The following is a 20,462-nucleotide window of genomic DNA, read 5'->3' on the forward strand; positions in this document are numbered from 1 at the left end:
CGAGCACCCGCAGCCCGGCCGCCCGTGCTGGGGCGCCGCACAGGCGGAGGCGTGAGGCTTGCCCCGTCTGAGAGGAGACGCCCATGCAGTGCCCGAACGACGCGACGACCCTGGTGATGAGCGAGCGGAGCGGCATCGAGATCGACTACTGCCCCGAGTGCCGCGGCATCTGGCTCGACCGCGGAGAGCTCGACAAGCTGATCGAGCGCTCCGAGCAGTCCGCGCCCGGCTCCGCGCAGCAGCAGCCGATGCCGGGCCGCCCCGGCGACCAGCCCCGCTACGGCCAGCAGCCGGGCGCCGAGCAGCCCTACGGCCAGCAGCCCTACGGCCAGCAGCCCTACGACCAGCCGCGCTCCGGCTCGAGCGACACCGTGGGCAAGATCGCCGACAAGGTCATGCGCACCGTGCAGGAGCGATCGAGCGATCAGCGCGGGCCGCGCGACCAGCAGCGCCGCGGCAGTCGCGGCTGGCTCGGCGACATCCTCGGCTGAGGCCCGCTCAGCCGAGCAGGCCGAGCTCCCGCACCTGCGAGCGCTCGTCGTCGAGCTCGGCGACGGATGCGCGCAGCTGCGCCTCGACGTCGGGGTCGAGCTCGAGGCCCTCGACGATCGTCCACTCGCCGCCGGCGGTCGTCACCGGGAACGACGAGACGAGCCCCTCGGGCACGCCGTACTCGCCGCGCGAGATGACCGACATCGAGGTCCAGTCGCCGACGGCGGTGCCGCGCGTCCAGTCGCGCACGTGGTCGATCGTCGACGAGGCGGCAGAGGCGGCCGACGACGCGCCGCGCGCCTCGATGATCGCCGCGCCGCGGTTCGCGACGGTCGGCACGAACGCCTCCTTCACCCACTCGCGGCCGACGAGGTCGACGGCCGGCTCCCCGCCGACGGTCGCGTGCGTGATGTCGGGCACCTGGGTCGCCGAGTGGTTGCCCCACACGATCATGCGCCGCACGTCGGCGACCGCCGCGCCCGTCTTCGCGGCGAGCTGGGCGATCGCGCGGTTGTGGTCGAGCCGCGTGAGCGCCGAGAAGCGCTCCCGCGGGATGTCGGGCGCCGCGGCAGCCGCGATGAGCGCGTTCGTGTTGGCCGGGTTCCCCGTCACGGTGATGCGGATGCCGTCGGCCGCGTGCTCCTGCATCGCGCGCCCCTGCGCGGCGAAGATCGCGCCGTTCGCGGCGAGCAGGTCGGCGCGCTCCATCCCCTTCGACCGCGGCCGCGCGCCCACGAGCAGCGCGTGGTCGGCGCCCTCGAACGCGACCGACGCATCCGCCGTCGTGTCGACCGACGCGAGCAGCGGGAAGGCGGCGTCCTGCAGCTCCATGACGACGCCCTCGAGCGCCGGCAGCGCTTGCCGCACCTCGAGGATGCGCAGCCGCACCGGCTGGTCGGGGCCGAGCATGTCGCCGGCGGCGATGCGGAACAGGAGCTGGTAGCCGATCTGGCCGGCGCCGCCGGTGACGGCGACGGTGATGGGTGCGCGCATGCCCCCATCGTGGACCCTCGCCCCTGACCGCCGCCAGGGCGCGGTCACAGCCAGTGCCGGCGCTTGAACGCGAGATAGAGGATGCCGGCGAGCGCGAGCATGAGCACGATCGCGAACGGGTAGCCGAGCAGCCAGTGGAGCTCGGGCATGTGACGGAAGTTCATCCCGTAGATGCCGGCGATGAGCGTCGGTGCGAAGAGGATCGCCGCCCACGACGTGACCTTCTTCGTCTGCTCGTTCTGCTCGATCTGGTGCTCGGTCATCGACCGCAGCTCGTCGTTCTGCCGCTCCGCCACCCGGGCGGAGGCGAGCTGCAGCATGCTCGCGAGCAGCGCACGGTCGCTGTCGAGCCGCGCCGACGTGTGCTGGGCGTGGTCGTCGACGTCGCGCAGGTGCCGGCGCAGCTCGAGCTCTCGATCTCCCAGGCGCGCGGCGGCGCGCTCGACGAGGTCGCTCATCGGGTCGGCAGCGCGCTGCAGGCCGAGCACGCGCCGCATCGCGCGGTAGATGTCGACCGTCGGCGGGTCGGCGTCGCCGAAGAACGCGTCCTCGATGCCGGCGACCTGGTCGTGGATCTCGAGCGCGAGCTCGGTGTGCGCGTCGGCGACGAGGTCGAGGATCGCGTAGAGCACGACGCGCGGCGTCGGCTCGAGCGCGTCGTCCCTCCTCGCGAGCCGCTCGCGCACCTGCCGGACCGCGTCGTCGCCCGACCACGAGACCGTCACGACGCATCGCTCCCCGACGATCGCGTGCACGTCGAACACCGCCAGCGCGCCGTCTGCGCCGGTCGCGATGCGATGCGTCACGCAGAAGTCCGTGCCGTTGTACGACTCGAGCTTCGAGCGCTGCCCGCGCGAGACGACGTCCTCGACGAGCAGGTGGTGGAGGTCGAGCTCGTCGGCGACCTCGCGCACCTCCGCCTCGGTGGGGTCCACGAGGTCGACCCAGGCGAAGCCGTCGTGCTCGGCGGCAGTCTCGAGCACGCGGTCGAAGGGCACCGCATCCGCGATGCGGCGCCCGGCGGCCCAGACGGAGGCGTCAGCGATCGGCATGCGTGGCCCGATCGAGGGGCGGGGCCGGATGCGGATGGGTCACGGTGGGACTCTACGTCCGGCCGGCGCGCGGCGCGCTGTTCGCCGTCAGAGGAGCGGCACGGCGCGCCGCGTAGACTTGCACGATGGGCCGAGCGAGGCCCGGTCGCGCTGGGCAGCCAGCGCGAGGTGTGGCAGCACCGTGGCAGCACCGCGACAGCACGGCGCGGGTCAGCACAGGGGGAACGGATATGGGCAGGACGCTCGCAGAGAAGGTGTGGGACGACCACGTCGTCGTCAAGGGCGAGGACGGTGCGCCCGACCTCATCTACATCGACCTCCACCTCGTGCACGAGGTGACGAGCCCGCAGGCCTTCGACGGCCTCCGCCAGGCGGGCCGCGGGCTGCGTCGCACCGACCTCACCGTCGCGACCGAGGACCACAACACCCCCACGCTCGAGATCGACAAGCCCATCCAGGACCCGACGAGCCGCAAGCAGATCGAGACGCTGCGGCAGAACGCCGAGGAGTTCGGCGTGCGCATCCACTCGCTCGGCGACAAGGAGCAGGGCATCGTGCATCTCGTCGGCCCGCAGCTCGGCCTCACGCTCCCGGGCGTCACGGTCGTCTGCGGCGACTCGCACACCTCCACCCACGGCGCGTTCGGCGCGATGGCGTTCGGCATCGGCACGAGCGAGGTCGAGCACGTCATGGCCACGCAGACGCTGCCGCTCAAGCCGTTCAAGACCATGGCGATCAACGTCGAGGGCGAGCTGCGCCCCGGCGTCACCGCGAAGGACATCATCCTCGCCGTGATCGCGAAGATCGGCACCGGCGGCGGCGCCGGCTACGTCTTCGAGTACCGCGGCAGCGCCATCCGAGCCCTCTCGATCGAGGGCCGCATGACGATCTGCAACATGTCGATCGAGGCCGGCGCCCGCGCGGGCATGGTGGCGCCCGACGAGACGACCTACGCCTACGTCAAGGACAAGCCGCACGCGCCGAAGGGCGCCGACTGGGATGCCGCGCTCGAGTACTGGAAGACGCTCCCCACCGACGACGACGCCGTCTTCGACGCCGAGGTCACGATCGACGCGAGCATGCTCGAGCCGTTCGTCACGTGGGGCACCAACCCGGGCCAGGGCGCGTCGCTCTCGGGCGAGGTGCCCGACCCGGCCTCGTTCGACGACCCCAACGACCGCGCCGCCGCCGAGCGCGCGCTCGAGTACATGGACCTGGCCCCCGGCACGAAGCTCAAGGAGATCCCGGTCGACACCGTCTTCATCGGCTCGTGCACGAACTCGCGCATGGAGGACCTGACGGCCGCCGCCGACATCCTCCGCGGCCAGACGAAGGCGCCGGGCGTGCGCGTCATGGTCGTGCCGGGCTCGGCCCGCGTGCGGCTCGAGGCGGAGGCCGCCGGTCTCGACAAGGTGTTCAAGGACTTCGGTGCCGAGTGGCGCTTCGCCGGATGCTCGATGTGCCTGGGCATGAACCCCGACCAGCTGGCACCGGGGGAGCGCTGCGCCTCGACGTCGAACCGCAACTTCGAGGGCCGGCAGGGCAAGGGCGGTCGCACGCACCTCGTCTCGCCGCTCGTCGCCGCCGCGACCGCGATCCGCGGCACGCTGTCGAGCCCCTGGGACCTCCAGGCGCAGAGCACCGACGCGCGCGACACCCAGCACGGCCAGCAGACCGAGGAGGCCTGACATGGAGCAGATCCGCACGCTGACCGGGCCGATCATCCCGCTCGAGCGCTCGAACGTCGACACCGACCAGATCATCCCCGCGGTGTTCCTGAAGCGCGTGACGAAGACGGGCTACGACGACGCCCTCTTCCACTCGTGGCGCCAGGACCCCGACTTCGTGCTCAACCAGGAGCCGTACCGGCACGGCGGCATCCTCGTCGTCGGCCACGACTTCGGCACGGGCTCGAGCCGCGAGCACGCCGTGTGGGCGCTCCGCGACTTCGGCATCACCGCCGTGCTCGGCCCGCGCTTCGGCGAGATCTTCCGCGGCAACGCGGGCAAGCAGGGCCTGCTCGTCGGCCAGATCTCTGAGGAGTCGATGCAGGCGCTCTGGGCGGTCGCGAAGGCCGAGACCGGCGCGTCCGTCACCGTCGACCTCGAGTCGCGCACCGCGATCGCGGACGGGGTCAGCCATGACTTCCAGATCGATGACTACACTCGCTGGCGGCTGCTCGAGGGCCTGGACGACATCGCCCTGACCCTCCGCGACGAGGACGCGATCACCGCGTTCGAAGCGAGCCGACCGGCGTGGCTGCCCACGACGCAGCCCGTCAGGGAAGGAACCCAGTGAACCTGACCGAGTTCTCCAAGAGCGCGGGCGCCGCGGTCGGCATGAACGTCGACCGCATCACCGTGCGCGGCGGCAAGCCGCTCAACGGGCGCATCCAGATGAAGGGCGCCAAGAACCTCGTCACGAAGGCGATGGTCGCGGCGCTGCTCGGCGAGACGCCGAGCGAGCTGCGCAGCGTGCCCGAGATCAGCGACGTCCGCGTCGTCGAGGGCCTGCTCGAGCTCCACGGCGTCACCGTCCGGCGCGACGGCGACACGCTCCGGCTCGACCCGTCGAACGTGCGCACGGCGCACGAGACGTCGATCAACGCGCACGCGGGCTCGAGCCGCATCCCGATCCTCTTCTGCGGACCGCTGCTGCACCAGCTCGGCGAGGCGTTCATCCCCGACCTCGGGGGCTGCCACATCGGCGACCGCCCCATCGACTTCCACCTCGAGGTGCTCCGCAACTTCGGCGCCGTCGTCGAGAAGCTGCCGAGCGGCATCCGCATGTCGGCGCCGAACGGCCTGCACGGCGCGAAGATCCAGCTGCCGTACCCCTCGGTCGGCGCGACCGAGCAGGTGCTGCTCGGCGCGGTGCGCGCGAAGGGCCGCACCGAGCTGAAGAACGCGGCCGTCGAGCCCGAGATCATGGACCTCATCGCGATCCTGCAGAAGATGGGCGCCGAGATCCAGGTCGACACCGACCGCACGATCCGCATCGAGGGCGTCGACCGCCTCTTCGGCTACCGCCACACGGCGCTGTTCGACCGCAACGAGGCAGCCTCGTGGGCGTGCGCGGCGCTCGCGACCGGCGGCGACGTCTTCCTCGAGGGCGCTCGCCAGCCCGAGATGACGACGTTCCTCAACGTCTACCGCAAGGCCGGCGGCGCCTTCGAGATCGAGGACGACGGCATCCGCTTCTGGCACCCGGGCGGCGACCTCAAGCCGGTCGTCGTCGAGACGGATGTCCACCCCGGCTTCATGACCGACTGGCAGCAGCCGCTCGTGGTCGCCCTCGCGAAGGCCAACGGCATCTCGATCGTGCACGAGACGGTCTACGAGCAGCGCTTCGGCTTCACGGAGGCGCTCGTCGAGATGGGTGCGCGCATCCAGATCCACACCGATTGCCTCGGCAGCCACGCGTGCCGCTTCGGCGCGCGCAACTACCAGCACTCCGCCGTCATCGCGGGGCCGGTGCAGCTGCACGGCGCCGACGTCGTCGTGCCCGACCTGCGGGGCGGCTTCAGCCACCTCGTCGCGGCGCTGACCGCGGAGGGCACGAGCCGGATCTCGAACGTGGGGATCATCGCGCGCGGGTACGAGCGCTTCATCGAGAAGCTCGAGACGTTGGGTGCCGACTTCGACGTGGAGGGCTGATGACGCTGCCCGGCAAGCCGCCGCGGGAGGAGCGTGAGCCCGTCTACCGCGGGCTCGCCGCTGTCGTCCTGCCGGCGGTCGCCGCGATGGCGAAGCTGCACATCCGCGGGCACGAGCACGTGCCGGCGAAGGGCGCGTTCGTGCTCTCGCCCAACCACTACAGCGAGATCGACCCGATCATCATGGCGGTCGCGATCTACAAGTCGGGCCGCATCCCCCGCTTCATGGCGAAGGCGAGCCTCTTCAGGATCCCGGTGGTCGGTCGCATCCTCGCCGCGGCGGGGCAGATCCCCGTCGAGCGCGCGGGGCGCTCCTCGCACGGCGAGCCGATGGAGGCCGCGCGGCAGATCGTGCGCGACGAGCTCGGCGTCATCGTCTACCCCGAGGGCTCGCTCACGCGCGACCCGAAGCTGTGGCCGATGCGCGGGAAGACGGGTGCGGTCCGCATGGCGCTCGAGGCCGGCATCCCGCTCATCCCCGCCGCGCACTGGGGCACGCAGCACCTCATGCCCCGCTACGGCAAGGCCATCCACCCCTTCCCGCGCAAGCGAATCGACATCCTCTTCGGCCCTCCGGTCGACCTGAGCGACTTCGCGGGCCGCACCGACCAGGTGGCGATGACCGCGGCGACCGACCGGCTCATGGCCGCGATCGCGGGCCTGCTGGGCGAGCTGCGCGGCGAGGAGCCGCCCGCCGAGCGGTGGAACCCGGCGTCGGCCGGGCAGTCGGAGATCGGACGCTTCGAGGACGGCGACGACAGGCAGCTTGGTGCCTGAGGTCGCCGTGCTCGGCGCCGGCAGCTGGGGCACGACGTTCGCGAAGGTGCTCGCCGACGGCGGTGCCGACACCGTGCTGTGGGCTCGCCGGCCCGAGGCCGCGCGCGAGATCGACGAGTCGCGCCGCAACACCCGCTACCTGCCCGGCATCACGCTCCCGGCGTCGCTGCACGCGACGAGCGACATCCGTGCGGCGCTCGAGGGCGCATCCCAGGTCTACCTCGCCGTGCCGAGCCAGCAGCTGCGCCCGATGCTGCGCGAGCACGGCGACGCCATCGAGCCGGATGCGCCCGTCGTGAGCCTCATGAAGGGCGTCGAGGCGGGCACGGGGCTGCGGATGAGCGAGCTCATCGCCCAGGAGCTCGGGATCGACGCCGGCCGCATCGCGGTCGTCTCGGGGCCCAACCTCGCGCTCGAGATCGCGCAGGAGCAGCCGACCGCCGCGGTCGTCTCGTCGGTGAGCGCGATGACCGCGCGCGACGTCGCGAAGCGCGCGCGCAACGACTACTTCCACTCGTTCATCAACACCGACGTGATCGGCACCGAGTTCGGCGGCGTGCTGAAGAACCTCGTGGCGCTCGCGATCGGGATCGTCGACGGCGTCGGCCACGGCGAGAACACGAAGGCGTCGATCATCACGCGCGGCTTGGCAGAGCTGACCGACTTCGCCGTCGCGCACGGCGCCGAGCGCGAGACGCTGCGCGGCCTCGCGGGGCTCGGCGACCTCATCGCGACGTGCGGATCGCCGCTGTCGCGCAACTTCACGGCGGGTCGGCTGCTCGGCATGGGCTACTCGCGCACCGACGTCGTGGCGCGCATGGAGCAGGTCGCCGAGGGGCTCGCCTCCGTCGACCCCGTCGCGCAGCTCGCCGAGGCGAAGGGGGTGCGGATGCCGATCCTCGAGCAGGTGCGGCTCGTGCTCGACGGGGCCATGGACCCGCGCGACATCGCCCCGCACCTGACGACCGACGACGAGCCGATCGAGGAGTAGCACCGTGCCAGACACGCACCCGGGAGCCGCGCAGCGGATCCGCGTCGCCCTGCTCTTCGGCGGGCGCTCGAGCGAGCACTCCATCTCGTGCGCCACCGCGGGCAGCGTGCTGCGGCACCTCGACCGCGAGCGCTTCGAGCCCGTCGTCGTCGGCATCACGCCCGAGGGCGCGTGGACGCTCTGGGACGGCGACCCTGCCGACCTCACGCTCGAGGCCATGCCCGTCGTCGCCGACAACGGCTCGCGCGTGCGGCTGCCGCAGGTCGCGGGGGAGCGCGAGCTGAGCGTGCAGGACGAGGGCGGCGAGCGCTCCGTGCCCGTCGACATCGTCTTCCCGATCCTGCACGGACCGTTCGGCGAGGACGGCACGGTGCAGGGCGCGCTCGAGCTCGCCGGGCTGCCGTACGTCGGCAACGGGGTGCTCGCGAGCGCCGTCGGCATGGACAAGCACTACACGAAGACGGTGCTCGAGCACGCGGGCATCCGCGTCGCGCCCTGGATGACCGTCTCGCGCCGCGAGTGGCTGCGCGACCCCGACGCCGTGCGCGCGAGGCTCGGCGACTTCCCGATGCCCGTGTTCGTGAAGCCCGCGCGAGCGGGCTCGTCGGTCGGCGTGAGCCGAGTGGCGTCGGTGCTCGACTTCGACCACGCGATGGAGGTCGCCCTCGCCGAGGACACGCGAGCGCTCGTCGAGGTCGGCGTCTCGGGCCGCGAGGTCGAGCTCGGCGTGCTCTCGGGGCGCGCGGGCGAGCTGTCGCGCGCGTCGCTGCCCGGCGAGATCGAGCTCGACGAGGGCCGGTTCTACGACTTCGACCTCAAGTACCGCGGCGGCGCGGGCGCGCGGATCGTGTGCCCTGCGCCCTTCGACGACGAGACGCTCGCGGCGCTGCAGCACACCGCAGTGCGCGCCTTCGAGGCGATCGAGGGCGCGGGCCTCGCCCGGGTCGACTTCTTCGTCTCGCCCGAGCACGGCATCGTCGTGAACGAGATCAACACGATGCCGGGGTTCACCGCCATCTCGATGTTCCCGGTGCTCTGGGAGGCGACCGGCATCGGCTACGCCGACCTCATCACCGAGCTCATCGAGCTCGGCATGCAGGAGGACCGATAGCCGCCACCCTGCTCACGGTCGGCCACGGCCGGCTCGATGGGGATGCGCTGCGGTCGCTGCTGACGGATGCGGGCGTCGAGCTCGTGGTCGACATCCGTCGCTTCCCCGGCAGTCGCGCGAACCCGGCCGCCGCGCGCGACGCGATCGCGGCCGAGCTCGGCGACGGCGGCGTCGACTACCGCTGGGAGGAGCGGCTCGGCGGTAGGCGGCGGCTGCTCGCGGCCGACGACGCGGTCTCGCCCGACGACTGGTGGCGCGTCGCCGCGTTCCGCGCCTACGCGGCGTGGACGCGCACGGAGGAGTTCTCGGAGGGCATGGCGGCGACCCTCGCGCTCGCCGGCGGGCGCCGCACGGCCGTCATGTGCTCGGAGGCCGTGTGGTGGCGGTGCCACCGCCGCGTGGTCGCCGACGTCGCGACGGTGCTGCACGGGGTCGAGGTGCAGCACCTCATGCACGACGGATCGCTCAAGCCGCATGCGCCGAGCGAGACGGCGACGGTCGTCGACGGCGCCGTGCGCTGGCCCGCCGCAGCTAGCGGCTGACCGCCGCAGCCACACGGGCGCGGCTCGGGACGCGGGTGAGGGCGACGCCGGCCAGGCTGATGAGCCCGCCCAGCAGCGCGAGCGGCGGCGGCACCTCGCTGAGCAGCGCCCACGCCATGCCGGTCGCGATGACCGGCACGAGGTAGGTGGTGATGGTGAGCCGGCCTGCAGGCATCCGCTTGAGCGCGTACGCCCAGGCGAGGAACGCGATGGCGGTCGGCACGAGCCCGAGGTAGGCCACGCCGAGCGTCGAGGCGAGCGGGGCGACCGCGAGCTGCCCGACGAGCGAGCCGGCCCACGGCAGGCTGCCGACGACGCCGATCACGACGCCGATGAGCGTGACCTGCAGCCCGGGCAGGCTCGCGAGCAGCGGCTTCTGCAGCAGCACCGCGATCGCGTAGGTCACGGCCGCGAGGAGCGCGAGCGCGACGCCGAGGAGGCTCAGCGAGCCGGTCGCGGTCGCCGCTCCGATGATGGCGATGCCGCAGAACGCCACGATCGCGCCGATGATGAGCCACCGGGGGAAGCCCTCGCCGAGCAGCGAGCCGGCGACGATCGCGACGATGAGCGGCGCGACGTTGACGAGCATCGCGGCGGTGCCAGGGTCGAGCAGGTGCTCGGCCGCGTTGAGCGCGAGGTTGTAGACGAGGAACCACGAGATGCCGAAGGCGCCGAGCAGCGCCCACTGCCGGCCGGTCGGCCGCACCCAGGCGCCGTGCACGAGCTGGGCGATGCCGAGCGCGAGCGCGGCGACCGAGAGCCGCCCGAGCGTGAGGGCACCGGGATCGAAGTCGTCGGCGACCGCGCGGATGACGACGAACGCCGAGGCCCACGCGAGGAGCGTGGTGACGATCGCGGCGACGACGGTCGCTCGAGCACGGAGCGGGGCTGCAGTCACCTCGCGAGCCTACGCGCGGCCGGCGGGTCGCCACGAGCCGCACGTCGGACGCGCTTCGGCAAGATCCCGCCACGCGGAGGCCTGGCAGGATGCGGGGATGAGCGAAGACGCCAAGGAGACACTCGTTCGCTATCTCACGGTGCAGCGAGATGCCCTGCGCTGGAAGCTCGAGGGGCTGTCGGAGCGCGACGCGCGCATGCCGATGACGCCCACGGGCACCAACCTGCTCGGGCTCGTCAAGCACGTCGCGTCGGTGACCGCCGACTACCTCGGCGCGTGCGTCGGGCGACCGTTCCCGGAGCACCTCGCGTGGAACGACGACGACGCGGAGGACAACGCCGACATGTGGGCGGGGCCCGACGAGTCGCTCGAGTCGGTGCTGGCGCTCTGGGATCGTGTGTGGGCGCACGCCGACGCGACGCTCGAGGCACTGCCGCTCGACGCGTCGGCGCACGTGCCGTGGTGGGGCGACCGCGGCGACACGACGCTGCACCGGCTCGTCGTCCACCTCATCGCCGAGATCGCCCGGCACGCGGGGCACGCAGACATCGTGCGCGAGTCGATCGACGGTGCCGCCGGGCTCCGCGACGGCGTCTCGAACCTGCCAGAGGGCGATGTGCAGTGGTGGGCCGCCTACGTCGAGCGGCTCCGCGCGACGGCCGAGGCGGCGGGGGACTGACGCCGCCCGCCACCTCGACCGCGCGCGAAGGCCTTCGCTGCCGCTACAGGCCGTGCGGATTCTCGGGGTCGTTGCCCTCGGCGGGGTCGGCCTTGGGGTCGGTCTCGGGGTCGGTGTCGCCGGTCAGGGCCTCGGCCTCGCCGGGATCGCCATAGCCGCCCTCGACCACGGGCTCGTCCTGGCTGGCGTGGTCGTGGCCGGCCTGCTCGTGGCCTGACTGCTCGTGCTGGTCGCTCATGGCTCCCTTCCTCTCGCGGCGCCGTCGCCGCACACGCCCGACCGTACGCCGCCTCCCTGAGGGCCGACCGCATCCGCCGCCGCGGCGACCGGTGGCGGATGCTTCAGGCGGCGGATGCGTCAGGCGCTGACCGTCAGGTGCCCGCGGGCTGCGTCGATGCGAGCGGCTGCGAGGGCCTCGGCGGCCTCGAGCGGGGTGATGCCGCGCTCGCGGGCGCTCGCGAGCACCGCGCGCACCGTGTCGCCGATGCCCGTGAGGCGCTCGGCGATCGCCGGCCACTCGAGGCCGTCGGCCATGCCCTGCAGGTGGATGACGCCGCCCGCGTTCACGACGAAGTCGGGCGCGTAGACGATGCCGCGCGCGGCGAGCCGCTCGGCCCCGGAGTGCTCGGCGAGCGGGTTGTTCGCGGGGCCGACGACCGCGCGCACGGGCAGCTGATCGATGGCCTCGTCCGTCAGGATGCCGCCGAGCCCGGCGGGCACGAACACGTCCGCGGTGGTCGTGAGCGCGGCGTCCGGTGCGATCCAGCGGGCGCCGAGCTCGTCGGCGAGCTGGCGCTTGCGCTCGTCGATGTCGGTGACGAGGAGCGTCGCGCCATGGCCCGCGAGCATGCGCGCGAGCCGGCCGCCCACCTGGCCGAGGCCGGAGATCACGAACGAGCGCTCGTCGATGCGGTCGGAGCCGAACGCGGCCTCGAGCGTGGGGGCGATCGACGAGTAGACGCCGAGGGCGGTCGCGCCGGCGGGCTCGCCCGCGCCGCCGTTCTCGGCCGGGAGCCCCACGACGTGCTCGGTGCGCTCGCGCACGACGAGCATGTCGTGCTCGGTCGTGCCGACGTCCTCCGCGGTGCGGTAGCGGCCGTCGAGCGACTCGACCATGTCGCCGAGGTCGAGCAGCGCTGCGCGCCGGCGCTCGGAGTCGACCGGGACGCCGAGGGGGAGCGCGATCACCGACTTGCCGCCGCCCGCATCCAGGCCGGCGGCAGCGTTCTTGAGGGTCATCGCGGCCGAGAGGCGGAGCGCGTCGGCCTGGCCGTCTGCCCAGGTCGGGTAGGTCCACATGCGGCAGCCGCCCAGCGCGGGTCCGAGGACGCTCGAATGCAGTGCGACGGTGATGACGAGACCGCTCCTCGCGCCCATCGACGTCAGGACGCGTTCGTGCGAGAACTCGGGGATGGCGCTCATGGCAGCTCTCCTCAGTGCATGGCGCCGTGGATCTCACGGCGCTGTGAGTGAATGCCGCGGGTCGCGCGGCTGCCTCGATCATCGCCCTGATGCGCGATGCGCGCAAGCGGTGCGCGCTCGATTGCGCGGGGCGCGCAAGCCGGCGGTGGAAGGGTCAGTCGGAATGGGCATGTCGACCTGTCCGGTTGCGCGCAGGTGGATCGCATCGCGCATGCGGAGCGCGTCGGCGCACGCTCGCGCGTGTGACGACTACTCGACCGGACGCATCCGCCCTCGCCGCGACCGCGCTCGCGCCGCCGCCCGCAGGTCGTCGACGAGCGGCACGCTCGCGAAGGCGAGCAGGATGCACGCGGTCGGCACGACCGTGAGGAACCCGATCGCGCTGTAGGCGAGCGCGCCGAGCAGCCCGCCGGCGAAGAACGTGCCGACCAGGAGCGTGTGGAGCCCGAGCCGCCCGAGGTCGGCGCGCACCGGCTCAGGGTCGCCGCGCCGCGTCGGGTAGGCGAGCTTGCCGAGCTCGATGCCGATGTCGGTGATCATGCCCGTGACGTGCGTCGTGCGGATCTGCGCGTTGGAGATCTTCGTGATGATGGCGTTCTGCAGGCCCATCGTGAGCCCGAGGAGCGCGATGAGCGCCCAGCTGCGCTCGGTCGACGACAGCTCTTGCGCGAGGAGGCCCACGAGCAGCACGAGCACGGCCTCGACGAGCAGCACGTTGGCGTAGCGGCTGCGGAGCCCGCGCCGCCTGCCCCAGTTGAACAGCATCGCGCAGGCGGCGGCGCCCGCGACGAACGCGACGATGCCGATGAGGCACAGCAGCGCGATGTCGACCGCGCCGGTGGCGAGCATGTCGGCGAGCATCGCGGTGAGGCCCGTCATGTGCGACGTGTAGAGGGCGATCGCCATGAAGCCCACCGAGTTGACGATGCCTGCGGTCAGGGCGAGCAGCACGGCGAGGTCGCGGTTCGAGCGCACGGTGCGGTCGGGCCCGGCGAGGCCCCGCACGTGCGCCCGGATGCGCGCACCCGCGCTCGGATGCGCCTCGGAGGCATGAGCTGACGCCATGCCTCCGAGGCTAGTGCTGCTGGGGCGCGAGGCCCCGGGCCGTCAGCGGCCGTTGCGCCCGATGTCGGCGTCGTCGCGGCCGTCGTCGTCGACGACGATCTCCTCGCGCTGCACGGGCACCTGGATCGTCTGCATCTCGGTGACGACGCGGCGGCGGAGGCGCGGGGCACCGGCTCCGGTGCCGGCGACGCCCTCGGAGTCGTCGGAGCCGCCGTCCCGACGATCTCCAGCGCTCGAATGGCGTCGCTCATCGTGCGCGTCGGTGCCTTGGGCTTGCGCGTCGCGGTCGAGCACATCGCGTCCGTCACGAGCGTCCCGGTCGTCGTGCGACCCTCGGCCGTCCTGATCGGCGCGCATGCCGGCCCCGGCTGCTGCCCCCGCAGCGGCGCCCGCACCAGCGCCCGCGCCGACGCCGGCACCCGCTGCGCCGTGCGCCATCGGGGGCTGCACGCCGTAGTAGCGGTAGAGCTCGGCCTCGTGCTCGACGGTGAGCTCGGTGGCGTCGTCGATGCGCGGCGCGTCCTGCACGAACGACTTCTCGAATGGCACGTGCACCTCGGCGCCGCGCTCCGTCGCCTCCGAGACGGGAACGAACGACTCGTGCGTGCCGAACAGGCCGGTGTGCACGGTCATCCAGGTCGGGTCGTCGGTGCCCTCGAGCACGAAGACCTGTCCCACCTTCCCGATCCTGCGACCGTCGCTGCCGAAGACCTCGCGGCCTGGGAGCGCGTCGATGTTGCCTTGGAACGTCACGATGTACCTCCATCGGTGCGGTTCCTCGCTGCGCTGCGGGCGTTCGGCCCGCCGCGCCCAGCGAGGGCGGCTGATGCCTGTCGCGACCGTATGCCCGCATCCTGAGCGTGCCGTGACAACGTGGCGCGCAGCGAGAGCCGGGCGTGCAGCGACCGCTGGCGCCTCAGGCGATGCGGAAGCCCTGCTCCCCGCGCGGCTCGACCTCGTCGCGGTCGACGCGATCGACGCGTGCCGAGGGCGGGCCGTGCGCGAGCCATCCGGCCATCGCGTCCACGGCATCCGCCGTGCCCTCGACCTCCGCCTCGACGGTGCCGTCGAAGCGGTTGCGCACGCTGCCCGCGACGCCGAGGCGCTCGGCCTCGGCGCTCGCGGCCCAGCGGAAGCCGACGCCCTGCACGCTGCCGTGCACGACGAAGCGGCGTCGGATGCGGTGGGTCGTCACCGCTGTCGCGGCTGCTCCGCGTTGGGCTCGTCGCCCGCGTCCTGCACCTGCTGGGGCTGGTCGGCGTCGAACCCCTTCGAGCGCGGCTCCTCTGCCTGCTCGTGCAGCATGCCGTCGCCGTGCACGGCCTCGCCCGTCTCCTTGTCGACGCCCGCCCCGGCCTGGCCCTCGGATGCGTCGAACTCGTTGTGGCGCGAGTCGAACGAGTCGGCGCCACCGCTGCCCGACGGGGGAGCCTGCTGGTAGATCTGGTCGTCCTCGCGGTTGTCGTGCGTGGCCGTCGTGTCCTGGCCGAGGGCGTCGTCGCCGCGCTCGGGCTGGCCGGCTGCGGTGTCGGGCTGGTCGGCGCCTCGGTAGTCGGGCGTGCCCTCGCGGCTGTCGTGCTGGGGGTTGTCGTCGTGCGTGGCCATGATCGCTCCTCAACGTGCGCCCGGGCGGCGCTGTGGCAACACGCTACGACCGCTGCCTGTGGGTCGACAGAGCATCGTCCCGATGGCGGCGCCGCTGTCCAAGTCGCGTCTGGCGCGGCATGCGGATGCGGCGCAGGATGCCCGCAGGAGGTGTGCCATGGCGCAGTACACGGATGGCTTCAGCGGCTTCGCGGTGCCCGACCTGGAGGTGGCGAGGTCGTTCTACAGCGACGTGCTCGGGCTCGCGACGGGCGAGGAGATGGGGCAGCTCTCGATCACGCTGCCGGGCGGCGCGAAGGTGTTCGTCTACCAGAAGGACGATCACCGCCCCGCGGTGTTCACGATCCTCAACCTCGTCGTCGGCGACGTCAGGGCAGCGGTCGACGAGCTCGTCGGCAAGGGGGTGCGCTTCGAGCGCTACGACGGCTTCGACCAGGACGAGCGGGGCATCGCGAGCGGCATGGGGCCGGACATCGCGTGGTGCACCGACCCCGCGGGCAACATCATCGCGGTCATCGGCAGCTGACGCGGCGGGGCGTCGCGGGACCGAGCAGCGGTGCTCGGGTCGGCGCCTCGCGCGTCGCCGGTAGGCTGACCTGTTGTGGCACTCACGATCGGCATCGTCGGACTCCCCAACGTGGGCAAGTCGACCCTCTTCAACGCTCTCACCAAGAACACCGTGCTCGCGGCGAACTACCCGTTCGCAACGATCGAGCCGAACATCGGGGTGGTCGAGCTGCCGGACGAGCGGCTGACGCGACTCGCCGAGATCCACGGCTCGCAGCGCATCCTGCCCGCGGCGCTGTCGTTCGTCGACATCGCCGGCATCGTGAAGGGTGCGAGCGAGGGCGAGGGGCTCGGCAACAAGTTCCTCGCGAACATCCGTGAGGCGGATGCGATCGCGCAGGTCGTGCGCGGATTCGGCGACAGCGACGTCGTGCACGTCGACGGTGCGGTCGACCCCGCCTCCGACATGGAGACGATCAACACCGAGCTCATGCTCGCCGACCTGCAGACGCTCGAGAAGGCCATCCCGCGGCTCGAGAAGGAGCTGAAGGGCAAGAAGGTCGACGCGGCGGTGCTCGCGGCTGCCGTCGAGGCGAACGAGATCCTGAACTCGGGGCGCACGCTCTCGCAGGCCGGCTTCGACACGACGCCCATCAAGGAGCTCGGGCTCCTCACGGCCAAGCCCGTCCTCTTCGTCTTCAACGTCGACGAGGAGGTGCTCTCCGACGCCGACAAGAAGGCCGAGCTGGCCGCGCTCGTCGCACCGGCGAAGGCCGTCTTCCTCGACGCGCAGGTGGAGTCGGAGCTCGTCGACCTCGACCCGGCCGAGGCGCTCGAGCTGCTGCAGTCGCTCGGCCAGGAGGAGTCGGGGCTGGACCAGCTCGCCCGCATCGGCTTCGAGACCCTCGGCCTGCAGACCTACCTGACCGCCGGCCCGAAGGAGTCGCGCGCGTGGACGATCCGCAAGGGCTGGACCGCCCCGCAGGCCGCCGGCGTCATCCACACCGACTTCGAGCGCGGCTTCATCAAGGCCGAGGTCGTCTCGTTCGAGGACCTGGATGCCGCGGGCTCGATGGCCGAGGCGAAGGCCGCTGGCCGCGTGCGCATCGAGGGCAAGGACTATGTGATGGCTGACGGCGACGTCGTGGAGTTCCGCTTCAACGTGTGAGCATCGCGCAAGTTCCGCGCTTTTAAGCGGAAGTTGCGGCCGTCTCGACTGCCGAGTCCGCAGATAGTCCGCGGGAGCGGCCGAGCAAGGGCTTCTCGAGCAGGACTATGACTTAGCCTGCACAGGTGTCAGACCTTCCTCAACCCGATGGCGAAGGAGCCGAGGACGCCGAGCCGGGACCGGACGCCCATGATGCCGCCGCGAATTTCAGCGCACTGGACATCGCGCGAGCCATCGCGCCGCAACTCGAGCGCATTCGTGAGTCGATCCTCAAATCCCTAGAACCGGTCGTTCGCCAGTACGCCGAGCTCTGGAAGCCCGCGCTCGAGCAAGCGAGCCGTCGCATCCTCGCGCTGGCGGCTGGCGCGAACGAGGCGGTCCTCCGCCTCCTGTTCCCACGGAACCTCCACACCATCGCCCTCGAGCGGCGGCTGGGAGAGCTTGACTCGATCATCGCTGACGGATACCCGGTGGCGTATGTCCCGCCCGCGAGCGTGGTCGAGCGCCTACTCAAGTCGGAAGACTCGGCGTCGCGACGAGAGGTCTGGGGTAGGAGCCGACGCACAATCCTTGACTCCTGCCGGACCGAACTTGCACTCGTGCGAGATCCCGGTATCAAGTGGTTCGCGGTACGTGTGGGCGAAGCGATCGACGCGGTCGAGTCCGGCTTTGTCGCGGCGGGCCAGACGCTGGCGGTGAACGTCATCGACTCAATTGTCGAGCACCGCGTGGGACGTCCGCGAGGCCATTTCCGGCCCGGCAAGTTCCCAAAGAGTAAGGACTTGCTCCCGACAGCGCTTCTGGTGCTCCGTCCTCTGGTTCCCATGCTTACCGGCCAACGACCAGGCTTCGAGGAACGGCGGCGTCTGAACAGGAACCTGACGGCGCACGATCTGACGCCCCATCAAATCTCGAAACTCAACGCGTCTCTCGCAATCGCGCATGCGACGGCGCTCCTGCGTGCGCTTCAGGACGGAGTCCGGTTCGTCGAGATGTAAGACGACCCTTCTTCGAGGCTTCGAGTGGACGCGACCATGAGTCGACTTGCTGCCGACCGAGTACGGTCTTCCGCGGTCGGCCACAGATGCCCGTAGGTGTTGAGCGTGGTCGTGGCCTTGGCGTGGCCAAGCGCACGCTGCACCGTCACGACGTCGCAGCCGGCAGCGATGAGGCCGGATGCGTAGAAGTGCCGCAGGTCGTGCAGGCGGAAGTGGGCGAGCCCGGCGGAGTCGATCGTCTTCCGCCACCAGTAGTTGACGGTGTTCTGGTGTGGTGGGTTCCCGTGTGCGCCAACGAACAGCCACTGCTCGTCGCCTCGGACCCCGATCTGCTGTGCGTGCTGGGCGATCATCGTTACGAGCTCGTCGGGCAGGAAGACGTCGCGCTCGCTGCCGTGCTTCGGGGGAGTGACCGACACCTGGCCGGCCCCGGCCCGCTGAACCTGCCTCTCGACGTGCAGTTGACGGCGCAGGAAGTCAACGTCTGAGAGCTGCAGCGCGGACACCTCTCCGAGCCGTAGGCCCGCGAACGCGCACAGGGCGAGGTAGAGCCTGAACCAGTCCGGTGCCGCTGTCAGAGCGGCGCTCACAGCCTCGGGGGACGGTATCTGCATCGCGTGCTCGGCGCGGCGGAGACGGGGGAGCGTGACGCCCTCGGAAGGGTCGCGCGCGATGAGTCGATCGCGAGCTGCCGCTCGAAGCACGGCGCGCACGTTGCCGACTCGAGTGCGAATCGTCGAAGCTGCGAGGCCGTCCGTCTGCATCCGCTTCACCCACGTCTCGACGTGCGAGCGACGCACCTTCCCGAGGGGGGTGCCGGCGAACGTGCAGCCCTTGACCGCGAGCCGCATCGCTTTGTCTGTGTTGTCGGCCCACACTTGCCGCTGCGACCAATCCGCGAAGTAGGCGTCGAGCGTGGTGCGCGACATCTTGGGATCGACGTATGCGCCGGTGACGACGGCGGCGGTCACCTCGTCCAGCCATGTTTGGGCGTCGATCTTGCGCGCGAAGTGCCGGGAGTGCTCCCTCCGCTCCTCGTCACGGTAGCGGGCTCGCCAGGAGCCGTTAGGACGCTTCTGAATGCTCGCCATCTGCGCGTCCTTCCGTGAATCTCAGCCGTGCCTCGTCAACGCGTGTGGCGATCTCCAGTTGTGACGAGAGATCCGGCTCTTGAGTTCGGCTGGCCCTCTTCGCGCGGTCCACGTCGCTGGCCTCTCCCGGCTGCGAGTCGCACCACATCGGCGCGTCAGTCCTCTGGCAAGGCGGCGGACCTGATTGGCGCAACATCGCCCGCGAATGGGAACGCGAAGCCCACGACTACCAGACCGAAGCGATCGCACTCCGCGCACAAGTCCACGCACTGACACAGGAAGACCGATGACCGACCACGACCCCTGGGCGAAGGTCCGCACCGAGCAGGCACCAGAGCCCGTTGCGCTCCTTCAGAAGCTTGGCCTCGCAACCGACATGCCCGCATGGTGGCGCGCACCAACCGCGGGTGGCGAGCCAGGCACGTACATCCTCAATCCGAAGTTCCTCTCTCCGCACGACATTCAGCAGCTCGCGGCGCTCACTCTCGGCGGCTACTGGATCAAGACGTTTCCCCGCCGGGACCGCATCCGCATCGTCCTCAGCAAGGAACAGCCATGAGCGACGACGACCTCAAGGCACTCGTGCAGCAGCACCGCACCGGTGAATCCGCGACCACGCCACCAGACCCGACGAACGCGCCCGCGTCGTCACCCACGGAAACTACCCACCGAAAGGCACACTCATGACCAGCACGCCCATCGACAGCCAGCTCGACGCGCTCCGCACCAAGGGAAGCACTCTCATCGCCGGCTACAAGCAGCACATCGCCGAGATCCAGAACGACGAGTCGCGCTCAGCGCAGTGGAAGCGGGAGCAGTCCGACGACGCCTACAACGCGGCGCAGGCCGAACTGCGGGAGCTGCTCACGAAGGAGGAGAAGGCCATCGACGATGCCATCGCGCACCGGACTCGGACGCTCACTGGCAGCCACAAGCCCCTCACTGGACACGATGCAATCGCGGCCCGTGATGCAGAGGACCGTGTCACGGGCATCACCGACAGCTCGAAGGCACTCGACATGATGCAGCGCGCCATCAACAGCAACGACCCCAGCCTCGCCCAGGCGCTCCTGACGCGCTCTCTGCAGTACGGCTTCGCCGAGGCGGTCAGCGCCTACTCCTCGGCCTACCCGGCGACGGGCACCACGCTCAACGAGATTGAGGCCCTCAGCCGGCACAAGAGCCTCAACGCCGACATGGCGAGGCAGTTCTTCTACGGAGCGATCAGCCCCGCCAGGTAGCGGACTCACTGGATGGGTCGAGGTCACGGCGATCAACGCTGGGCCTCGACCCATCCAAGAGGAGAGCGACGTGGGAGGGACCCTGTGGGCGACTTGGCTGGGAGTCCACCGGGGCGGTGACCCTTCTCTCCCCACGACAATCTCGAGCCTGTTTGCACCGGCCGCTAGCCGACCT

General features: G+C 71.3%; 24 protein-coding genes. 14 read left to right on the top strand and 10 right to left on the bottom strand.

The window, feature by feature from the left end; all coding sequences use genetic code 11:
• The first annotated feature begins 83 nt into the window (after nucleotides 1-83).
• Nucleotides 84-491, top strand: a complete 408-nt coding sequence (locus tag ABD106_RS04910; RefSeq protein ID WP_343917967.1) for a zf-TFIIB domain-containing protein — start codon at nucleotides 84-86, stop codon at nucleotides 489-491.
• A gap of 7 nt (nucleotides 492-498) precedes the next feature.
• On the opposite strand, the gene ABD106_RS04915 is transcribed toward ABD106_RS04910, so the two are convergent.
• Together ABD106_RS04915 and ABD106_RS04920 are read right to left on the bottom strand one after the other, a co-directional pair.
• Nucleotides 499-1,485, bottom strand: a complete 987-nt coding sequence (locus tag ABD106_RS04915) for a malate dehydrogenase (protein WP_343917969.1) — start codon at nucleotides 1,483-1,485, stop codon at nucleotides 499-501.
• A gap of 44 nt (nucleotides 1,486-1,529) precedes the next feature.
• On the bottom strand, nucleotides 1,530-2,537 hold the full coding sequence (locus ABD106_RS04920) for a magnesium and cobalt transport protein CorA (RefSeq protein WP_343917972.1): 1,008 nt from the start codon (nucleotides 2,535-2,537) through the stop codon (nucleotides 1,530-1,532).
• A 230-nt stretch (nucleotides 2,538-2,767) separates the two neighbouring features.
• Here ABD106_RS04920 and leuC point away from each other — a divergent pair, with 230 nt between their 5' ends.
• From leuC to ABD106_RS04955, 7 genes are read left to right on the top strand one after another with little or no spacing between them, the layout of a single operon-like run.
• Nucleotides 2,768-4,225, top strand: coding sequence for a 3-isopropylmalate dehydratase large subunit (gene leuC, locus ABD106_RS04925; protein ID WP_343917974.1), 1,458 nt, complete (start codon nucleotides 2,768-2,770; stop codon nucleotides 4,223-4,225).
• 1 nt (nucleotide 4,226) lies between these two features.
• On the top strand, nucleotides 4,227-4,835 hold the full coding sequence (gene leuD / locus ABD106_RS04930) for a 3-isopropylmalate dehydratase small subunit (protein WP_343917976.1): 609 nt from the start codon (nucleotides 4,227-4,229) through the stop codon (nucleotides 4,833-4,835).
• A 41-nt stretch (nucleotides 4,836-4,876) separates the two neighbouring features.
• The gene (gene murA / locus ABD106_RS04935) at nucleotides 4,877-6,193 is read left to right on the top strand and encodes a UDP-N-acetylglucosamine 1-carboxyvinyltransferase (RefSeq protein WP_343918129.1); all 1,317 of its coding nucleotides are present in this window, start codon (nucleotides 4,877-4,879) and stop codon (nucleotides 6,191-6,193) included.
• Nucleotides 6,193-6,969: a lysophospholipid acyltransferase family protein gene (locus ABD106_RS04940; protein WP_343917978.1), complete on the top strand. Its 777-nt coding sequence runs from the start codon at nucleotides 6,193-6,195 to the stop codon at nucleotides 6,967-6,969. The genes murA and ABD106_RS04940 overlap by 1 nt, the downstream gene beginning before the upstream one ends.
• On the top strand, nucleotides 6,962-7,960 hold the full coding sequence (locus ABD106_RS04945; protein ID WP_425545722.1) for an NAD(P)H-dependent glycerol-3-phosphate dehydrogenase: 999 nt from the start codon (nucleotides 6,962-6,964) through the stop codon (nucleotides 7,958-7,960). The genes ABD106_RS04940 and ABD106_RS04945 overlap by 8 nt, the downstream gene beginning before the upstream one ends.
• A 4-nt stretch (nucleotides 7,961-7,964) precedes the next feature.
• Nucleotides 7,965-9,071, top strand: a complete 1,107-nt coding sequence (locus tag ABD106_RS04950) for a D-alanine--D-alanine ligase family protein (protein ID WP_343917980.1) — start codon at nucleotides 7,965-7,967, stop codon at nucleotides 9,069-9,071.
• A gap of 56 nt (nucleotides 9,072-9,127) precedes the next feature.
• Nucleotides 9,128-9,613, top strand: coding sequence for a DUF488 domain-containing protein (locus tag ABD106_RS04955; RefSeq protein ID WP_343918131.1), 486 nt, complete (start codon nucleotides 9,128-9,130; stop codon nucleotides 9,611-9,613).
• Here ABD106_RS04955 and ABD106_RS04960 read toward each other — a convergent pair.
• Nucleotides 9,603-10,511, bottom strand: coding sequence for a DMT family transporter (locus tag ABD106_RS04960; RefSeq protein WP_343917982.1), 909 nt, complete (start codon nucleotides 10,509-10,511; stop codon nucleotides 9,603-9,605). The genes ABD106_RS04955 and ABD106_RS04960 overlap by 11 nt on opposite strands.
• A 97-nt stretch (nucleotides 10,512-10,608) precedes the next feature.
• Between ABD106_RS04960 and ABD106_RS04965 the strand changes: the two genes are divergently transcribed.
• Nucleotides 10,609-11,190, top strand: a complete 582-nt coding sequence (locus ABD106_RS04965; protein ID WP_343917984.1) for a DinB family protein — start codon at nucleotides 10,609-10,611, stop codon at nucleotides 11,188-11,190.
• Nucleotides 11,191-11,233: 43 nt separating this feature from the next.
• Here ABD106_RS04965 and ABD106_RS04970 read toward each other — a convergent pair whose 3' ends face one another.
• The 6 genes from ABD106_RS04970 to ABD106_RS04995 all read right to left on the bottom strand — a co-directional run bounded on the left by ABD106_RS04970 (nucleotide 11,234) and on the right by ABD106_RS04995 (nucleotide 15,282).
• Nucleotides 11,234-11,428, bottom strand: a complete 195-nt coding sequence (locus ABD106_RS04970; protein WP_343917986.1) for a hypothetical protein — start codon at nucleotides 11,426-11,428, stop codon at nucleotides 11,234-11,236.
• 119 nt (nucleotides 11,429-11,547) lie between these two features.
• Entirely contained in the window at nucleotides 11,548-12,612 is a 1,065-nt protein-coding gene (locus ABD106_RS04975) for a Glu/Leu/Phe/Val dehydrogenase family protein (protein WP_343917988.1), read from the bottom strand.
• Nucleotides 12,613-12,861: 249 nt separating this feature from the next.
• Nucleotides 12,862-13,677, bottom strand: coding sequence for a YoaK family protein (locus ABD106_RS04980; RefSeq protein WP_343917990.1), 816 nt, complete (start codon nucleotides 13,675-13,677; stop codon nucleotides 12,862-12,864).
• Nucleotides 13,678-13,719: 42 nt separating this feature from the next.
• Nucleotides 13,720-14,430: a PRC-barrel domain-containing protein gene (locus ABD106_RS04985; protein WP_343917992.1), complete on the bottom strand. Its 711-nt coding sequence runs from the start codon at nucleotides 14,428-14,430 to the stop codon at nucleotides 13,720-13,722.
• Nucleotides 14,431-14,593: 163 nt separating this feature from the next.
• The gene (locus tag ABD106_RS04990) at nucleotides 14,594-14,872 is read right to left on the bottom strand and encodes an acylphosphatase (protein WP_343917994.1); all 279 of its coding nucleotides are present in this window, start codon (nucleotides 14,870-14,872) and stop codon (nucleotides 14,594-14,596) included.
• Nucleotides 14,869-15,282 carry a hypothetical protein gene (locus tag ABD106_RS04995; protein WP_343917996.1) on the bottom strand — a complete coding sequence of 138 codons (414 nt, stop codon included), beginning with the start codon at nucleotides 15,280-15,282 and terminating at the stop codon, nucleotides 14,869-14,871. Before ABD106_RS04995 ends, ABD106_RS04990 begins: the two co-directional genes overlap by 4 nt.
• 157 nt (nucleotides 15,283-15,439) lie before the next feature.
• Here ABD106_RS04995 and ABD106_RS05000 point away from each other — a divergent pair, with 157 nt between their 5' ends.
• The 3 genes from ABD106_RS05000 (at nucleotide 15,440) to ABD106_RS05010 (ending at nucleotide 17,955) form a co-directional block, all read left to right on the top strand.
• Nucleotides 15,440-15,808: a VOC family protein gene (locus ABD106_RS05000; protein WP_343917998.1), complete on the top strand. Its 369-nt coding sequence runs from the start codon at nucleotides 15,440-15,442 to the stop codon at nucleotides 15,806-15,808.
• 75 nt (nucleotides 15,809-15,883) lie between these two features.
• Nucleotides 15,884-16,957 carry a redox-regulated ATPase YchF gene (gene ychF / locus ABD106_RS05005; protein WP_343918000.1) on the top strand — a complete coding sequence of 358 codons (1,074 nt, stop codon included), beginning with the start codon at nucleotides 15,884-15,886 and terminating at the stop codon, nucleotides 16,955-16,957.
• A gap of 125 nt (nucleotides 16,958-17,082) precedes the next feature.
• Nucleotides 17,083-17,955, top strand: coding sequence for a hypothetical protein (locus tag ABD106_RS05010; RefSeq protein ID WP_343918002.1), 873 nt, complete (start codon nucleotides 17,083-17,085; stop codon nucleotides 17,953-17,955).
• Here the strand turns inward: ABD106_RS05010 and ABD106_RS05015 are convergent.
• Complete coding sequence (locus ABD106_RS05015; RefSeq protein ID WP_343918004.1) at nucleotides 17,925-19,046, bottom strand: tyrosine-type recombinase/integrase; 1,122 nt, start codon at nucleotides 19,044-19,046, stop codon at nucleotides 17,925-17,927. The genes ABD106_RS05010 and ABD106_RS05015 overlap by 31 nt on opposite strands.
• A gap of 286 nt (nucleotides 19,047-19,332) precedes the next feature.
• On the opposite strand from ABD106_RS05015, the gene ABD106_RS05020 reads away from it, so the two are divergent.
• Together ABD106_RS05020 and ABD106_RS05025 are read left to right on the top strand one after the other, a co-directional pair.
• Nucleotides 19,333-19,605 (top strand): hypothetical protein, encoded by a 273-nt coding sequence (locus tag ABD106_RS05020; protein WP_343918006.1) that lies wholly within the window; start codon nucleotides 19,333-19,335, stop codon nucleotides 19,603-19,605.
• Nucleotides 19,606-19,729: 124 nt separating this feature from the next.
• Nucleotides 19,730-20,287 (top strand): hypothetical protein, encoded by a 558-nt coding sequence (locus tag ABD106_RS05025; protein WP_343918008.1) that lies wholly within the window; start codon nucleotides 19,730-19,732, stop codon nucleotides 20,285-20,287.
• The last annotated feature ends 175 nt before the right edge of the window (nucleotides 20,288-20,462 follow it).

Source organism: Agrococcus citreus (genome assembly GCF_039527715.1).
In the GTDB taxonomy this organism is placed as follows: Bacteria; Actinomycetota; Actinomycetes; order Actinomycetales; family Microbacteriaceae; genus Agrococcus; species Agrococcus citreus.

What these genes read in the sequence shown, in the direction of transcription:
- murA (WP_343918129.1), top strand. Translation starts at nt 4,877, where the DNA reads ATGAACGTCGACCGCATCACCGTGCGCGGCGGCAAGCCGCTCAACGGG.
- leuC (WP_343917974.1), top strand. Translation starts at nt 2,768, where the DNA reads ATGGGCAGGACGCTCGCAGAGAAGGTGTGGGACGACCACGTCGTCGTC.
- ABD106_RS05015 (WP_343918004.1), bottom strand. Translation starts at nt 19,046, where the DNA reads ATGGCGAGCATTCAGAAGCGTCCTAACGGCTCCTGGCGAGCCCGCTAC.
- ABD106_RS05000 (WP_343917998.1), top strand. Translation starts at nt 15,440, where the DNA reads ATGGCGCAGTACACGGATGGCTTCAGCGGCTTCGCGGTGCCCGACCTG.
- ABD106_RS04910 (WP_343917967.1), top strand. Translation starts at nt 84, where the DNA reads ATGCAGTGCCCGAACGACGCGACGACCCTGGTGATGAGCGAGCGGAGC.
- leuD (WP_343917976.1), top strand. Translation starts at nt 4,227, where the DNA reads ATGGAGCAGATCCGCACGCTGACCGGGCCGATCATCCCGCTCGAGCGC.
- ABD106_RS04940 (WP_343917978.1), top strand. Translation starts at nt 6,193, where the DNA reads ATGACGCTGCCCGGCAAGCCGCCGCGGGAGGAGCGTGAGCCCGTCTAC.
- ABD106_RS04980 (WP_343917990.1), bottom strand. Translation starts at nt 13,677, where the DNA reads ATGGCGTCAGCTCATGCCTCCGAGGCGCATCCGAGCGCGGGTGCGCGC.
- ABD106_RS04920 (WP_343917972.1), bottom strand. Translation starts at nt 2,537, where the DNA reads ATGCCGATCGCTGACGCCTCCGTCTGGGCCGCCGGGCGCCGCATCGCG.
- ABD106_RS04975 (WP_343917988.1), bottom strand. Translation starts at nt 12,612, where the DNA reads ATGAGCGCCATCCCCGAGTTCTCGCACGAACGCGTCCTGACGTCGATG.
- ABD106_RS05025 (WP_343918008.1), top strand. Translation starts at nt 19,730, where the DNA reads ATGACCAGCACGCCCATCGACAGCCAGCTCGACGCGCTCCGCACCAAG.
- ABD106_RS04970 (WP_343917986.1), bottom strand. Translation starts at nt 11,428, where the DNA reads ATGAGCGACCAGCACGAGCAGTCAGGCCACGAGCAGGCCGGCCACGAC.
- ABD106_RS05020 (WP_343918006.1), top strand. Translation starts at nt 19,333, where the DNA reads ATGACCGACCACGACCCCTGGGCGAAGGTCCGCACCGAGCAGGCACCA.
- ABD106_RS04965 (WP_343917984.1), top strand. Translation starts at nt 10,609, where the DNA reads ATGAGCGAAGACGCCAAGGAGACACTCGTTCGCTATCTCACGGTGCAG.
- ABD106_RS04995 (WP_343917996.1), bottom strand. Translation starts at nt 15,282, where the DNA reads ATGGCCACGCACGACGACAACCCCCAGCACGACAGCCGCGAGGGCACG.
- ABD106_RS04915 (WP_343917969.1), bottom strand. Translation starts at nt 1,485, where the DNA reads ATGCGCGCACCCATCACCGTCGCCGTCACCGGCGGCGCCGGCCAGATC.